Origin of the sequence: Zunongwangia profunda SM-A87 (genome assembly GCF_000023465.1) — a bacterium.
GTDB lineage: Bacteria > Bacteroidota > Bacteroidia > Flavobacteriales > Flavobacteriaceae > Zunongwangia > Zunongwangia profunda.
In genome coordinates this window covers 3,770,720-3,785,332 of record NC_014041.1, presented here as the reverse complement: position 1 = coordinate 3,785,332, position 14,613 = coordinate 3,770,720, and the positions used below count along the sequence as shown (strand labels likewise).

The 14,613-nt window shown below is 38.3% G+C and carries 14 protein-coding genes and 1 tRNA gene; 7 read left to right on the top strand and 8 right to left on the bottom strand.

Going from position 1 to position 14,613, the window contains the following annotated elements; all coding sequences use genetic code 11:
* Positions 1-18 precede the first annotated feature (18 nt).
* From ZPR_RS16585 to bglX, 3 genes are read left to right on the top strand one after another with little or no spacing between them, the layout of a single operon-like run.
* A complete protein-coding gene (locus ZPR_RS16585; RefSeq protein WP_013072906.1) occupies positions 19-750 on the top strand; it encodes a carboxylesterase family protein in 732 nt (243 codons plus the stop codon).
* On the top strand, positions 750-2,384 hold the full coding sequence (locus ZPR_RS16580; protein ID WP_013072905.1) for a sulfatase family protein: 1,635 nt from the start codon (positions 750-752) through the stop codon (positions 2,382-2,384). Before ZPR_RS16585 ends, ZPR_RS16580 begins: the two co-directional genes overlap by 1 nt.
* A gap of 28 nt (positions 2,385-2,412) precedes the next feature.
* Entirely contained in the window at positions 2,413-4,707 is a 2,295-nt protein-coding gene (gene bglX / locus ZPR_RS16575; protein WP_013072904.1) for a beta-glucosidase BglX, read from the top strand.
* A 164-nt stretch (positions 4,708-4,871) separates the two neighbouring features.
* On the opposite strand, the gene ZPR_RS16570 is transcribed toward bglX, so the two are convergent.
* The 3 genes from ZPR_RS16570 to ZPR_RS23765 form a co-directional block, all read right to left on the bottom strand.
* Complete coding sequence (locus ZPR_RS16570) at positions 4,872-7,487, bottom strand: glycoside hydrolase family 2 (protein WP_041579034.1); 2,616 nt, start codon at positions 7,485-7,487, stop codon at positions 4,872-4,874.
* A 16-nt stretch (positions 7,488-7,503) separates the two neighbouring features.
* On the bottom strand, positions 7,504-7,764 hold the full coding sequence (locus ZPR_RS23770; protein WP_013072902.1) for a hypothetical protein: 261 nt from the start codon (positions 7,762-7,764) through the stop codon (positions 7,504-7,506).
* Positions 7,765-7,882: 118 nt separating this feature from the next.
* Positions 7,883-8,401 carry an alpha/beta hydrolase gene (locus tag ZPR_RS23765; RefSeq protein WP_233421317.1) on the bottom strand — a complete coding sequence of 173 codons (519 nt, stop codon included), beginning with the start codon at positions 8,399-8,401 and terminating at the stop codon, positions 7,883-7,885.
* A gap of 117 nt (positions 8,402-8,518) precedes the next feature.
* Between ZPR_RS23765 and ZPR_RS16560 the strand changes: the two genes are divergently transcribed.
* From ZPR_RS16560 to ZPR_RS16550, 3 genes are all read left to right on the top strand, one after another.
* Positions 8,519-8,965: a GatB/YqeY domain-containing protein gene (locus ZPR_RS16560; RefSeq protein WP_041580072.1), complete on the top strand. Its 447-nt coding sequence runs from the start codon at positions 8,519-8,521 to the stop codon at positions 8,963-8,965.
* Between the two features lie 122 nt (positions 8,966-9,087).
* Entirely contained in the window at positions 9,088-9,324 is a 237-nt protein-coding gene (locus tag ZPR_RS16555; protein WP_013072899.1) for a GIY-YIG nuclease family protein, read from the top strand.
* A 3-nt stretch (positions 9,325-9,327) separates the two neighbouring features.
* Positions 9,328-9,401, top strand: a tRNA-Arg gene (locus ZPR_RS16550).
* On the opposite strand, the gene ZPR_RS23065 is transcribed toward ZPR_RS16550, so the two are convergent.
* The 5 genes from ZPR_RS23065 to traN form a co-directional block, all read right to left on the bottom strand.
* A complete protein-coding gene (locus ZPR_RS23065; RefSeq protein WP_013072898.1) occupies positions 9,355-10,914 on the bottom strand; it encodes a recombinase family protein in 1,560 nt (519 codons plus the stop codon). The genes ZPR_RS16550 and ZPR_RS23065 overlap by 47 nt on opposite strands.
* 62 nt (positions 10,915-10,976) lie before the next feature.
* Positions 10,977-11,135 (bottom strand): hypothetical protein, encoded by a 159-nt coding sequence (locus tag ZPR_RS23470; protein ID WP_013072897.1) that lies wholly within the window; start codon positions 11,133-11,135, stop codon positions 10,977-10,979.
* 66 nt (positions 11,136-11,201) lie between these two features.
* Positions 11,202-11,495, bottom strand: a complete 294-nt coding sequence (locus ZPR_RS16545) for a hypothetical protein (protein WP_013072896.1) — start codon at positions 11,493-11,495, stop codon at positions 11,202-11,204.
* Between the two features lie 5 nt (positions 11,496-11,500).
* Positions 11,501-12,301 (bottom strand): hypothetical protein, encoded by an 801-nt coding sequence (locus ZPR_RS16540; protein ID WP_013072895.1) that lies wholly within the window; start codon positions 12,299-12,301, stop codon positions 11,501-11,503.
* 17 nt (positions 12,302-12,318) lie between these two features.
* Positions 12,319-13,188, bottom strand: coding sequence for a conjugative transposon protein TraN (gene traN, locus ZPR_RS16535; RefSeq protein ID WP_013072894.1), 870 nt, complete (start codon positions 13,186-13,188; stop codon positions 12,319-12,321).
* 129 nt (positions 13,189-13,317) lie between these two features.
* On the opposite strand from traN, the gene ZPR_RS16525 reads away from it, so the two are divergent.
* A protein-coding gene (locus ZPR_RS16525) for an IS3 family transposase (protein ID WP_086026153.1) occupies positions 13,318-14,522 on the top strand; the annotation gives its coding sequence in 2 pieces (ribosomal slippage) (positions 13,318-13,597 and positions 13,597-14,522; 1,206 coding nt in all).
* Positions 14,523-14,613: the final 91 nt, after the last annotated feature.

Below are 14,613 nucleotides of genomic sequence, written 5' to 3'. Positions count from 1 at the left end.
AACTTTAAAAAATTGAATATGAAAATACCGAATATTGTATTGGCAGGATTTTTTCTGTTTTTCGGAATTGCGGCGGAAGCACAAACTGCAGATATTTCAGAAAATCAGTTTAAAGAAAAAGTAGAGATTCCTGTAGATATGGGATATCTGCTTTATAAACCTGAAACCTATAAAAAATCGAAGGAAGATTATCCTTTAATCGTATTTCTTCATGGCGCGGGAGAAAGGGGAACAGACCTTCAGAAGGTAAAAGTAAACGGCCCATTTCAGTATTTAGAAGATGGTAACCAGATTGACGCTGTCATTTTAGCTCCGCAATGTCCAGCTGAAACCTACTGGCAACCCGATGAAGTTGCTGCATTGGTAAAGAAAATTATTAAAGAAGAACGAATCGATCCAAACCGTGTATATCTAACTGGTTTAAGTATGGGCGGCTACGGTACCTGGGCAACCGGTGGTAAGTACCCAGAACTTTTTGCAGCGATGGCCCCTGTATGTGGTGCGATTTACAGGCCAATTTACCGTAATGCGCAACACCTTAGAAACATGCCTATTTGGGTATTTCATGGTGCGATGGATAATGTAGTCTTACCAGAGAACAGCAATAAAATGGTGATGGCGTTAAGACAAATAGGAAACGAAAATGTAAAATTTACTATTTATTCTTTTGCGAATCACAACAGCTGGACAGAAACCTATAACAATCCCGAATTGTATTCTTGGTTACTAAGTCAGAAAAAACAGAAATGATGAAACTAAAGTGCTTATATTTTGTTATTCTGATCAGCTTTTTTTCCTGTAAAGAAGAAAAGAAAACTACTGGTGAAGAAAATTCGGCTGCTAAAAAGCCTAATATCGTCTTTATTATGGCCGATGATCATGCTGTTAAAGCCATTAGCGCTTACGGAAGTGAGATTGGAAAACTGGCACCAACTCCTAATATCGACCGACTGGCTAAAAACGGAGCGATTTTTCGCCAAAACTATAATACAAATTCCCTTTGTGGACCTAGTAGAGCAGTTATCTTAACCGGCAAGCATAGCCATGAAAACGGATTTAGGATGAATGGAGAGCAGTTTGATAATACCCAGCAAACCATGCCTAAAATCTTTAGAAATAATGGTTACCAAACGGCTGTGATCGGGAAATGGCATTTGTCTGGAAAACCTGCCGGTTTTGATTACTGGAAAATTTTAGAGGATCAGGGGAAATATTATAATCCCGATTTTATTACCGAAAATGATACCGCCAGAGTTGAAGGTTACGCAACAGATTTGATCACAGACTATTCCTTGAATTGGTTAAAACAACGCGATACATCAAAGCCCTTTTTCTTAATGGTACAACATAAAGCACCACATCGTAACTGGATGCCGGCGCTACGCCACGTGAATAAGTATGATTCTATTCAGTTTCCTTTGCCAGATTCTTATTTCCCGAATTTTGAAAACCAGGAAGCAGCGGAAGAACAGCTTATGACGATCTATAAAGATATGTACGAAGGTCATGATCTTAAAATGAGCAGGGCTAAAGGTACAGATGAGTTAGCAAGTAATCCATGGACAAACGATTTTGATCGTATGACTGCCGAGCAGCGTAAACAATGGAATGCAGCTTACCGACCGGAAAATGATGCGTTTTGGGAACAGGATTTACATGGGGAAGCTTTGGCCAGATATAAAGGGCAGCGTTATTTAAAAGATTATATGGCAACCATAGCTTCTGTAGATGAGGGTGTTGGGAAGATTTTAGATTATCTGGAAGCCCAGGGATTAGATGAAAATACACTGGTAGTGTATACTTCAGATCAAGGCTTTTATTTAGGTGAAAATGGATGGTTTGATAAACGATTTATGTACGAGCCTTCATTTAGAATGCCTTTACTAATGCAGCTTCCTGGGAAAATTCCGCAGCAATCTGAAGTAAATGTCATGACCCAAAATCTTGATTTTGCACCTACGTTTTTAGAGGTAGCAGGAATTGAAATTCCAAAAGATATGCAGGGAATCTCTTTTAAAGAAGTGGTTTACGGAAATAAAAAGGAACTGGATCGTGATGCGATTTACTATCATTATTATGATTGGCCGGCCTTTCACATGGTAAAACGTCATTACGGAATTAAAACAGATCGTTATAAGATCATGCACTTTTATGATGATAATGATGCCTGGGAATTTTATGATCTTCAGGAAGATCCAAACGAAAAAAATAACCTGATTGATAATCCCAAATATCAGGAAGAAATTAAAATGATGAAGCAAAAACTGGATTCTGTTCAGCAGTATTATAATGTTACCGAAAAAGAATTTGAGCAGGCTTCAGAAAAGAGTATAGAAAATGCTTACAAAAATTTCGAAAGAATGCGTGGCAAGCCTATAGAATAACAGTTAGTTCAACCCTAAATATATATACATGATAAAGAAAAGTTTAATCACATTTTCGCTAATCACAGGATGCTTTTTTGCCCCAACAAAAAACCTTCAGGCGCAAACAGATAAGTCTAAAATGGATGCTAAAGTCGATGAGGTTTTAGCTGAAATGACCATTGAAGAAAAGATTGGTCAGCTTAACCTGCTTACTCCCGGTGGAGGTGTTGCTACTGGTGCAGTGGTGAGCGATAATGTGCAACAAAAAATTAAAAATGGTGAAGTAGGCGGACTGTTTGGTGTTTCCGGTCCCGAAAAGATTAGAGTAGCCCAGGATTATGCCGTGAATGATACGCGAATGGGAATTCCATTGCTTATCGGTTCTGATGTGATCCATGGCTATAAAACCACATTTCCAATTCCGTTAGGAACTGCAGCAAGCTGGGATATGGAAATGATTAAAAAAACTGCTGAAATTGCTGCTCAGGAAGCTACCGCAGACGGGATAAACTGGAACTTTTCACCAATGGTAGATATCGCTCGCGATCCAAGATGGGGAAGAATTGCTGAAGGCGCAGGAGAAGATCCTTATTTAGGTTCTCAAATCGCAAAAGCCATGGTAGAGGGCTATCAGGGTGATGATCTTGCTAAAGAAAATACCATGATTGCAACCGTAAAGCACTTTGCATTATACGGAGCTTCAGAAGCTGGTCGTGACTATAATACGACAGATATGAGTAGGGTAAAAATGTTTAATGAATATCTACCACCTTACAAAGCCGCTATCGATGCCGGGGCAGAGAGTGTAATGAGTTCTTTTAACGATGTAGATGGTGTGCCGGCAACAGGGAATAAATGGTTATTAACCGATTTACTTCGTGACCGCTGGGGGTTTGAAGGTTTTGTAACTTCAGATTATACCTCTTTAAACGAAATGATCGCTCATGGTATGGGAGATCTTCAGGCCGTTTCAGCTTTGGCATTAAAAGCCGGCTTAGACATGGATATGGTTGGTGAAGGTTATTTAAAAACCCTTAAAAAATCCTTGGATGAAGGAAAAGTTACCGAAGCAGAAATTACAACTGCCGCACGTCGAATTTTAGAAGCAAAATATAAGCTTGGTCTTTTTGATGATCCTTATAAATATTTAGATGAAAGCCGACCTGAAAAGGATATTCTTTCTGAAGAAAACAGGACTTTTTCCAGAAAAGTAGCGGCGCATTCTTTTGTGTTGTTAAAGAAAGATGCCGGTGTTTTTCCACTTAAGAAAAATGCTAAAATTGCTCTTATCGGTCCTTTAGCGAATAATAAGAATAATATGTTAGGAACATGGGCGCCAACAGGTAATCCACAACTTTCTGTTCCTGTTCTACAAGGTGTTAAAAATGTAGCACCAAAAGCAAAAGTGACTTATGCCCAGGGCGCGAATATTACAGATGATGCGCAATTAGCTGAAAATATCAATGTATTTGGACCGCGTGCTGAGATAAGCGAAACTTCTCCAGAAAAAATGTTGGAAGAAGCCTTGAAAGTAGCTAAAAAATCGGATGTAATCGTTGCCGTTGTTGGTGAAGCGACTGAGATGAGTGGTGAAGCAGCGAGTAGAACCAATTTGTTGATTCCTGAAAGTCAGAAAAAACTGATTAGAGAATTAGCTAAAACCGGTAAGCCAATGGCACTGGTTTTAATGAGTGGCCGTCCTCTAAATATTTCAGAGGAGTCAGAAATGAATATCGATATTCTTCAGGTTTGGCATCCTGGTGTTGAAGCAGGAAATGCTATTGCAGATGTTATTTTCGGAGATTATAATCCTTCAGGAAAAATTACCGCATCGTGGCCACGAAATGTCGGGCAGGTACCAGTGTACTATGCAATGAAAAGAACCGGTAGACCGGGAGAAGTAGAAGGTTTCCAAAAGTTTAAATCTGAATTTTTAGATACTCCAAATTCACCTTTATATCCTTTTGGTTATGGGCTAAGTTATACCGAGTTTGAGTACAGTGATGTAAAAGCCAGTGCAGATGAATTAAAAATGGATGGAACTCTCACTTTAAGTGCGATAATTACAAATACAGGTGATTATGATGGTGAAGAAGTGGTACAATTATACATTCATGATAAAGTGAGAAGCATTACGCCACCGATGAAGCAGCTCATAGGTTTTGAAAAAATTATGCTGAAAAAAGGCGAATCTAAGACCGTAACTTTTGAAATTAGTGCGGAAGATTTGAAGTTTTATAACAGTAGTTTAGAATATGTAGCTGAGCCTGGAGAATTTGAATTTTTTATCGCCGGAAGCTCGGATGCTGAATTTGAAAATAGCTTTATGTTGAAAGAATAGATTTATTATCAATCTTGAATTGATATGGAAAATAAAAAAGCTTCTGCCTGGCAGGAGCTTTTTTATTTATAAGCTTATTTGTATAGTGGTTTAAACATGAATCTACTATCCCGAAAATAATTACAAGCTATTCTAAAACTGAAGTATTTAGTTACAATTCTTTATTATAATTTTTCAATTTGAATACCAGAAAGGAGCGCCTTGCCTGCATTTGGAGAAAACTGAATATTAATCCCTTCATCATTTCTGGCTTCGGCTTCAAAAGAAAGTTTTACCGCTTTTAGTGGACCATAATCACGCGCAAGATTCAGATCTTTTTTGTAAAGAGTATTGTTAATCGAGATGTCAAAACTTCTTAAGCCTTCTATCGCTTTTGCTCTAACTTCATTTAAATTATAAATATTCTCTGTGCTCACATTATACTCTGGTTCGGTAAGTAATAAGGTGATTTTATACTGGCCTTTTTGTACATCAAATTTATAAGCGCTTAAGCCTTCCCGCATCGTTTGGTATAAAGGATCATTTTCAGTTCCAGAAATAGCAGAAGCTGTGCCCTGAAATTTTCCAGCATTTTTGAGATAAACCTCACCATCAACATATCCAAAACTGCCTTTTTGGTAGTGCTGGTCACTTATCCAGATATCATTGTTGCTTTCATCTTTAAAATATACGTGCGTACCTACATTTACACGAAGTGCTTCTTTGTTAAGTTTTTCAAGCAGGTGACTTCTGTTTTTCACTTTGAGGTTACGAGTAAAGGAAACCGGATTGGGGTCTTCTGTCTTTGCTATTAGTTGATGCTCACCTTCGGTTAATTCCATATAAAAACGTGCAATACCATTCTTTACAGCTGCTTCTAAATTTTGAGTTTTAGTGCTTAACTGTACCTTTTCCGCATTAGAAAATACTACAACTTCAACTGTATCCTTTTTGTTTTGAATATAACGTGTTTCATTATTTTCTCCCGCGATATAAATAAATGGTTCCTCTAGCAACCTTGCCTGATAATAGTAATAGATATCTTTTTTGCTACGATCCATATTTACCAGTCCTTTTTGATTAATAAAGGGACGTGAATCCTGACGGATATCTGAACCAAAATCCGCAAAATTCCATGCCGTCATTCCAAAAACAAAATCACGTTCTTCTACCTGGTTGATATAACTTTTATGCAATTTAAGCTGGTAAGCTTCAGAATAATCCCAGGGTTTGGGCTGGTTGGTTTGAAGCCTGGTATCGCTTCCCGGGCCGTATTCAGAAATAAATAAGGGCCGGTTAGGATAGCGACTATGCTGATCGTCCAGAAATTTCCCAAAGCTATCGAGGCCGGGAGAATACCATCCAAAATAAAGATTCCAACCAATAACATCCGGGATATCTGCAATTCCGGTTTCATTATAAATTTCGTTTTCGTGAAGGGCCATCACCGTTAATCGATTTGGATCCAGTCGCTTGGTTTCCATCTCCAGTTTTTTAGCCAAAGCGACAGTGGTTTGGATTTTATCTTGGGTTTCTGCTTCGGTTTCTTTTGGATTAAAGATGAGCTGTATAAAAATCTCATTCATATAACCCCAAATCACCACTGAAGGATGATTATAAAACTGAAGGATTTGCTCCCGCTGCATTTGTAGTGCATTTTGATGATAAGCTTCACTGTTGGTAACGTCGTTAATAACAGGCACTTCACTCCAAACCAGTAATCCAAGCTCGTCGCAGGTTTTATAAACTTCGGGATCCTGTGGATAATGCGCGGTACGTATCACATTAGCGCCCATTTCTTTGATTGTTTTATAATCTGAATGATGCTGATCGTTTGGTAGTGCATTGCCTAGGCCGGTAACGTCTTGATGACGATTGGCTCCTATTAATTTGATGGGCTTCCCATTTAGTATAAAACCCTCTTCGGCATCCACACTAAACCATCGTAATCCAAAATTTGAAGTCTGTTTATCCAGTGTCATATTGGTTTTAGCATCATAGATTTTTGCTTCCACGCGGTATAAATTTGGATGATCTGGCGACCATAGTTGTGGCGAAGTAATGCGATGCATAATAGGAATGCTTTTAGACGTTCCCGATCCCAAATTGGTGATTTTTCTAAGGGTTTTTATTTTCTTTCCAGTAGGATCGAAAATCGATAGTTCCAGGCTAATTTTTTTGGAAGTTTTAGCATCATTTACAAGAGTACTTTCTATCGAAATTTCGGCTTCTTCAAGATTTACTTCAGGGGTTTTAATAAGCAAATTTCCTAAAGATTCACTGGCGAGATTAAAATGCACCGGCCCGGTAACGATAAGGGAGACATCACGATATATTCCGCCGTAAAAATTAAAATCAGCATCTAAAGGAGGAATATCATTGTTATGCGTATTATCAACTTCTACCCGTAGTATGTTTTCTTCACCAGCATGTATGGCGCTGGTGATATCAAAAATAAAGCCCGTATAACCACCAATATGTTCGCCCAGCAGTTGCTCGTTTACAAAAACACGTGTAAGCTGGTTGCTGCCTTCAAATTTTAGAAAAATGCTTTTTTGTTGCCATTTTTTCGGAATTTTTAGCTGTCTGGAATATGTGCCTTTGCCACGATAATATTGGGAACCTTCTGTAAAAGCATCCTTTGCGTTCCAGGTGTGAGGGATAGAAACTTCTGTTATTTCCTGATCACGGTCTAAAGAAAAATTCCAATTTTTATTCAGCAATTGATCTTCACGTTGAGCCATTAAGAAGTGGTTTCCAGACAAAAGGAAAGCTAGAAAAGCTATTAAAAAATATCTCATAAATTTACAATTTGATCTATCTCACGATTTCTATCTGCTGATGCACTTTATTCAAAAATACATCATCAAAATATTGAAAAACTTCTTTTAAATAAGGAAAAGGAATGCTTGAAATTTCGTGACGGGCTCCGGTAAAACTATATATCATATATGGCGTGTCCAGTTCTTTTAAGCGATCTGCAATGCTGCGCGACCCATCTAAAATTAGATATCCGGGTTCATCTTTTTTACAAAAATGATGAGGTGCCGTAGCATAAGGCACCACATTGTCTGCCATTCCGTGGAAAAATATGCTTGGTACCACATTAACTTTAGTGATATAGCGCTTATCGACAATTGCTCCGGCGAGCGATAAAATTCCCTGAAAATTAATATTATCGTATTTAGCGGTATCTTTAAATTAATAAATCCTGATTAAAAGCAGCGCTTAAAACCGCTTCAGCACCAGCACTACTACCGCCGATTATAATTTTTTCAGGGTCGATATTAAATTGCTCTTTATTATCGATTATAAAACTTACGGCATCCAAAAAATCTTCAGCAGCCAGTTTAAACGTATTTATTTTGCCTTCAGCCTCAAAATCGCAACCAAAAGACTGATCTTTTCGAGTTAGGCGATACGAAATTTGTACAGCTACATAGCCATAACTGGCTGCCGTTTTTGCCAATTGCACTTCATCATCATTACGGGGGCTCCCAAAGCCAAAACCGCCCCCATGCATAAAAATAAAAACAGGTCGGTTTTTAAAAGAATTTTCCGGTTCATAAATATCAAGGTAAAGCTTTTGGCCTTCTTTTTCGGCGTAGGTTAAAGTTTTTTGATCTTTGTTTTTGTAAATGCTTTCAGTAAAATGTTGTTGCGCAGAAACTTGCAGGCCTAACAACAGTATGAAGGCAAACAAGATTCTTTTCATATTTAGATACATAATAAGCTTGTAGTTTGTTAGAGTTTGAAAATAGCTAATTTTGAAAGAATTTTAAGTGGTTTTTTCGATTTTAAAATTTTATCTTCGCACTTCAAATTTATTACGATGAGCTTAGAAAAAGACGTAATGACTCAGATGAAAGCTGCGATGAAGGCAAAAGATTCAGCAGCTTTGGAGGCTTTAAGAGCGGTAAAAGGAGCGATTCTTTTAGCAAAAACTGAAAATAGTCAGCAAGAATTAACTGAAGATCAGGAGTTAAAGATCGTACAGAAGTTGGTGAAGCAGCGTAAAGACAGTGCACAGGTATATAGAGAACAAAATAGAGAAGACTTGGCAGTGCCGGAAGAGCAACAGGCTGAAGTTATTTCTCAGTTCTTACCAGAGCAGTTAAGCGAAGCGGAAATTGAGGCTAAGGTAGAGGAGATTATTGCTAAAACCGGAGCAGATGGTATGAAAGATATGGGGAAAGTGATGGGAGTAGCCTCTCAGGAACTTGCCGGTAAAGCAGATGGAAAAACTATTTCTTTAATTGTAAAAAAGAAATTAGCATAAAAAAATAAGGTGTTCAGTCCTTTCTTAAACTGAAAAAGGCCCCGTAGTTCAACTGAATAGAATATCAGACCTGCCTGCCGGCAGGCAGGTTTCGGTAGGACAAGTTATAAGTTCATAAATGAATGTATTATGTTTATGTTTTGCGTAGTTTAAAAGATGGACGTCTTTATAAAGGGCTGACTCAAAATGTAGAAAAAAGATTAAACCAGCATAACCAAGGGGAGAATAGATCGACAAAAGGGTTTAAACCTTGGGAATTAGTATTAACTAAAAGTTTTGATTCTCGTGAAAAAGCTAGATATTATGAGAAATATCTAAAGTCTGGTTCTGGGAGAGAGTTTTTAAAAGAAATATTGTAAAATGGCCCCGTAGTTCAACTGAATAGAATATCAGATTTCGGCTCTGAGGGTTGCAGGTTTGAATCCTGCCGGGGTCACTTGATGGGACAAATTCAAAAATGATGAGTTTGTCCCATTTTTATTTCCATTTAAATCTTTGTCAATCAGTGTGATATACTTGATTGCTTCATTAACCCGGGTGGTTCGATATTCAAATCCGTCAAAAGTCAGATTTTCAGGAAAGACCGAACCAATGATCTTTCTTTTTTGTGTAATCGTCCCGGTTTCATACAAGTAGCCCAACTGTGAAAGATTGCTGATCGCCTTGTCCCACAGGGGTTCTACGTTTTGAGTGTCGGTTATCGTGCTTGTCAGTTTAGCTTCCAGCCTGTTTATTTTTTTATCGGCATCCGCTTTCATCATTCGGTAATCATCCGCTTCAATATCACCACACAAAAGCAATTCCCTTGCTTTACTCAGTTTATTGTTTTCGTCCTGTAAACGGATTTTCAACTGCTGTATATTTCCAATCCTGTCTCTGGTTTTTGTTTTATATACCGAAGTAATGACTTCTTTAAATAGATTCAGCTTAGGAATGGAATACACATATTTCCCAATTTCGGAAACGATCTTTTCATTCATATCTTCAGCCTTGTGTCTGAATTTACAGCCACCAGAGCAATGGTAATAGTAATAATACTGGGAACGCCCTTTCGACTTGCTACCGGTCAGCATACGTCCGCAATCCGGGCAAATCACAAATCCACGTAATGGAAAATGACCATCCACCTTCATTTTAGCCCGCATCACTTTTTTACGACCGTCAAGCACATCCTGTACATCATAAAACAAGGCTTCAGATATCAGGGGTTCGTGTTGCCCCATTACCAATTGACTTTCTTCATCTTTGTATTTAGGAATAAATATTTTACCGCAATACATAGGATTACGGATAGCTGTCCAGAAATTATTCTTACTGCATTTCAGCCCCTTTTCCTTTGCCATTTTCCAAACCTGCTCGGTACTGAACATATTTTTTGCCAACTCTTTGAATGCCCATTTCATAACATCGCTTTGGACTTCCCTTGGAGCAATATATTTTTTACCGCTTTCATTGGTTTTATTGATGTATCCAATCGGTGCCGTTCCCATCCAGCGCCCTTCTTTTTTAGCCCGGCGCATCCCATGAAATACATTCAATGCCCTTCTGTCATTTTCCACTTCAGGAGCAGCCAGATAAAAGGCAAGCATCATTTTATTTTCAGGAATGGATAAGTCGAGTGGTTGCTCTACTGCCTGCGGTTCTACCCCCAATCTTCTCAACGTACCGATCATCTGATAAGCATCTCCCGCATTTCGGCTGAACCTGTCCCATTTGGTAAACAAGATCAAATCGGACTGCCCTCTGGATTTACGAAGGATGCCCAATAGTTTTGTCCAGGAAGGACGTTTAAAGGTTTTTGCAGAATGATCCTCATAAATCACTTTTCGTACCTGAATATGGTTGATCTCACAATACTTGCGCAAACGCTCTTCCTGATCCCGTTGTGAGTATCCCTTGTCGGCCTGTTCATCCGTGCTTACCCGTATGTATAAATCTGCAATTTTCATCTTTTGAGTGTCTTAAGGTTGTACCATCTAACAGCCTGATTTCGTTTATAAATATACGAAATTCAGGCAGGTTTTGCCAGATACTGATCTACTACAATATCCGCGATCTCATACATAAAATCCAGGATTACTTTCACCTGTTCCGCTGTTACTTCTATACCATCTTCTTTTAATAGTGCTATTGCCTTTTCCGGCGGAATTCTTTTTACTTCATTTTCCATCTTGCACCTCCGCTTTAAAACAGCAAAAGCCCCGAAGGGCCTTGTACCGAAAAATTAATTCATTCTCTACCCATCGCTTTCGGGAAAGTAAATTTTACTCCCCCTGTTTTTATTAAATGAGGGTTCATACCGTATATACCCGTAGGCATTGAGATCCTTTACACATTTATGATAGGTCATGGCAGACGATATTTTTGCAATCTTCATAATGTCATAACTAAATGCCACTATTGGATTGCTATTGCCCATCTGCGCCCGGTACTCCAACAGGGCAGCATAAATCCCTATATGTGTAATGCTGATACGGCCATCCTGCTCAATAGCCGTAAAAAAATCAGATAAAGGCTTTAGCTGTTCCATATCGTTTAGGTTATGGTGGGTCTCTTTCTTTTCTTTTTAGCCTTCGGTATATCCGGAGCCTCGTCGGCAATCGGCTGCTCCTGACCTTTATGCTCCTGTTTAGCAGAGCGGCTTTGTGCTTCCGATTGTTTTTCCGTCTTGGACTTACGATTATCCACCCGTTGCATATTGCTGTCATAGATATTGATGGTCTTAAACCGTGGATTCGCCTCGATGTACTGTTTCTGCTCCGAACCTTCCTTTTGAAAAGTCGCCGATTGCAGGTTTCCCTTTTTCAGGGAATCCATCAGATTGGATTTATAGGTTTCGTTCTCCAGTTCTTTAATGGGATGTTTAGCGAGTGTTGCTTCCAGATCATAGCCATAGTTTTGATGGTACTGCTGTATTTTGAAATTTCCATTGTCATCACTCTGTTTAAAATCCATCTGTAGCCATGCATTGTAGAGTTGTCCTTCCTTGTTATTTAGATCTTTATTAACCGACCGGCCTTCCATTAAGTTATAGGCTTCTTTCAGCGTAATATTATTGCCTTTGTTGATATAGAAGGTCTGTTTCATAGCCTCATCAGGATTGTTTTCCTTTTGCACACTCACCTGGTACGAGTTGAAGAAATACATATCCGTTTGCTTGGACTTGCTAAAATTCATTCGGGCTTCCACCTTATCAATACCGAATTGGGTTTCATGTACCAGCTTAAAAGCTGGCTTTTCTATTTCCATCATCCGCTTTAAGGGAGCTTCAAAGCCTTCCCCGAAACCGGTATATTTAATCTGATCTTTCAGGTATTCTAAATTCTTCTGATTCATGATAATTGATTTAAAAGTTATTGATAGGTGTATTTCCTGTTGATTTGCAATGTGGGAAGTACTACAGCTTTAATAATCGTCCTGTTTTTTACACTGAGTTCGATATGCCTTCCCCCGTTTGCTTCAAACAATTGAATAGCGAAATATTTCTTATCGGGAATGGTAAACTTGGGAACCGCAACCACCAAGGCCTGTGAAGACCGACCGTCAATTTTTGTTACCTTATTTTGGATGTGTACCGGAGTAATCTCGATTTCCTGTGAAGCCGTCCTTTTCGCTTTTTTCTGGTCACGGATAAAAAAGCGTAATTGGTCAATATCATAACTGATATTGGAGGTATTGGTAATGGTTAACCGCAGGTACATCAGGTTGTCCCGAATGAATATCCCGTTCAATCCGAAACGTATACCATATTTACGGTGCTTTACCTTACGCCCTTTGTATTTGGAATACAAGGCATGTGTAGCATAAGTAGTGACTTCAGCTTCGTTAACCGATCCTGGTGAAAGGAAAATACTGTTTTTGTTATCCCTTTCCTTCATGGAAATATTCAAGACAGATGGCTTGGGGTCATAGTTAATCACAAAAGAATTTAATTTCCCGTCTGCGGTAATTACCGTCAGGTTAGTCTCCGGAAAACTGTCCCTTGCCGCTTTGAGCTGTAGAATATTGGCAGCTCCTATGGCTTTTTGTGCCAACACATCTTTACTGCCCCTGTCCACACCTACAATGGCGCTTGGAAATATAATATTGGTCGTTTTAAAATAGGTAATCTCCACAGGATAAGGAGCGATTGATTTGGGTTGAAGGATGCTTTGAGCATTTACATTCAATCCGAAAAGGAACAGGAAAAATCCCATCACCATACATGCATTTATCTTTTTCATCTTTATGGAATTTTAAATAGTTATTACTTATTGATTTGCTTTTGTTTTTCATCACGGAGCAATACCTGATAGCCTGCTTTCAGGGTGGAATTACTACATTAGACCGGACACTAAGTTGAGAGAATATTTTTGCTAGTTATTACCTTAGCAATTATGAGAAGAAAATCTAAACATTACACCTTAGAATTTAAACAAAAAGCAGTCGAGTTAAGTTATGCTAAAGGCAATGTAAAACAAGTATGTGAAGACTTGGATATATTTCCATCTGTACTTTACCGTTGGCGTAGAGAGTTAAAAGATTACGGTAACAACAGTTTCCCTGGCCGTGGTAATCCTAAAATGACCGATGAAGAAAAAGAGATAGCCCGATTAAAAAAGGCATTAAAAGAAGCCGAGTTAGAACGAGACATCTTAAAAAAGGCCATCAGCATCTTCTCCGCGAGCGACAAGAAAAATACAGGTTTATAAAACAACACCTTATGAGATTTCCTGTCGAGACGATGTGTAAAATATTGAAAGTAAGCAAAAGTGGCTATTACCATTGGTTACAATCGGGACCAAGTAAATTATGGTTAGAAAATCAAAAGGTAACTGGGCTTATTAAATCTATATTTAAAGATAGCTTTCAAAGCTATGGTTCACCTAGAATAAAAACAGAACTAGAGACATTAGGCTATAAAATATCAAAGCCTAGAGTTGCACGTATTATGAGTGCTAATTATTTGTTTGCAAAACGAAAACGTAAGTTTAAAGCAACCACATATAGTCAACATAATTACCCCATAGCTCCTAATTTATTAAACCAAAACTTTGAAGTAAGCCGACAGGATCAAGTTTGGGTAAGCGATATAACCTATATCAAAACCAAACAGGGCTGGTTATACCTTACTGTCATTATTGATTTGTTTAACCGCAAAGTTGTTGGATGGGCTCTAAGCGATAATCTAAGTACAGAAGACACTATTATTAAGGCTTGGCATATGGCTATAAAGAAAACTACTTTAACCCAGTCTTTAATTTTTCATTCCGACCGAGGTATACAATATGCCAGCCATAAGTTTACCTCATTAATTAAAAGTTACAATGGCTTAGTAAACCAATCTATGAGCAGAAAAGGTAATTGCTGGGATAATGCCATTGCTGAATCGTTCTTTAAATCATTAAAGGTAGAATGGGTTTATAGGCACAATTATAAGTTGAGATCTGAAGCGGAGTTATCCATCTTTGGATGGATAGAAACTTGGTATAATAATAGAAGAAGACATTCCTTTTTAGGAAATAGAACTATAAGAGAATTTGAATTAGACATGTATAACCTTAAACTAGCAGCGTAGTCATTCAACTATTTGTCCAGTTTTTTGTTGCAAGTCCAGACTTAAGTGGAAAAGCATAGCAGGAGTAGGAGAAGAGTCAGTATCTTTTCGT

Coding starts and splice junctions, on each gene's coding strand:
- ZPR_RS16585 (WP_013072906.1), top strand. CDS start 19: ATGAAAATACCGAATATTGTATTGGCAGGATTTTTTCTGTTTTTCGGA.
- ZPR_RS16580 (WP_013072905.1), top strand. CDS start 750: ATGAAACTAAAGTGCTTATATTTTGTTATTCTGATCAGCTTTTTTTCC.
- bglX (WP_013072904.1), top strand. CDS start 2,413: ATGATAAAGAAAAGTTTAATCACATTTTCGCTAATCACAGGATGCTTT.
- ZPR_RS16570 (WP_041579034.1), bottom strand. CDS start 7,487: ATGAGATATTTTTTAATAGCTTTTCTAGCTTTCCTTTTGTCTGGAAAC.
- ZPR_RS23770 (WP_013072902.1), bottom strand. CDS start 7,764: ATGGCAGACAATGTGGTGCCTTATGCTACGGCACCTCATCATTTTTGT.
- ZPR_RS23765 (WP_233421317.1), bottom strand. CDS start 8,401: ATGAAAAGAATCTTGTTTGCCTTCATACTGTTGTTAGGCCTGCAAGTT.
- ZPR_RS16560 (WP_041580072.1), top strand. CDS start 8,519: ATGAGCTTAGAAAAAGACGTAATGACTCAGATGAAAGCTGCGATGAAG.
- ZPR_RS16555 (WP_013072899.1), top strand. CDS start 9,088: ATGTATTATGTTTATGTTTTGCGTAGTTTAAAAGATGGACGTCTTTAT.
- ZPR_RS23065 (WP_013072898.1), bottom strand. CDS start 10,914: ATGAAAATTGCAGATTTATACATACGGGTAAGCACGGATGAACAGGCC.
- ZPR_RS23470 (WP_013072897.1), bottom strand. CDS start 11,135: ATGGAAAATGAAGTAAAAAGAATTCCGCCGGAAAAGGCAATAGCACTA.
- ZPR_RS16545 (WP_013072896.1), bottom strand. CDS start 11,495: ATGGAACAGCTAAAGCCTTTATCTGATTTTTTTACGGCTATTGAGCAG.
- ZPR_RS16540 (WP_013072895.1), bottom strand. CDS start 12,301: ATGAATCAGAAGAATTTAGAATACCTGAAAGATCAGATTAAATATACC.
- traN (WP_013072894.1), bottom strand. CDS start 13,188: ATGAAAAAGATAAATGCATGTATGGTGATGGGATTTTTCCTGTTCCTT.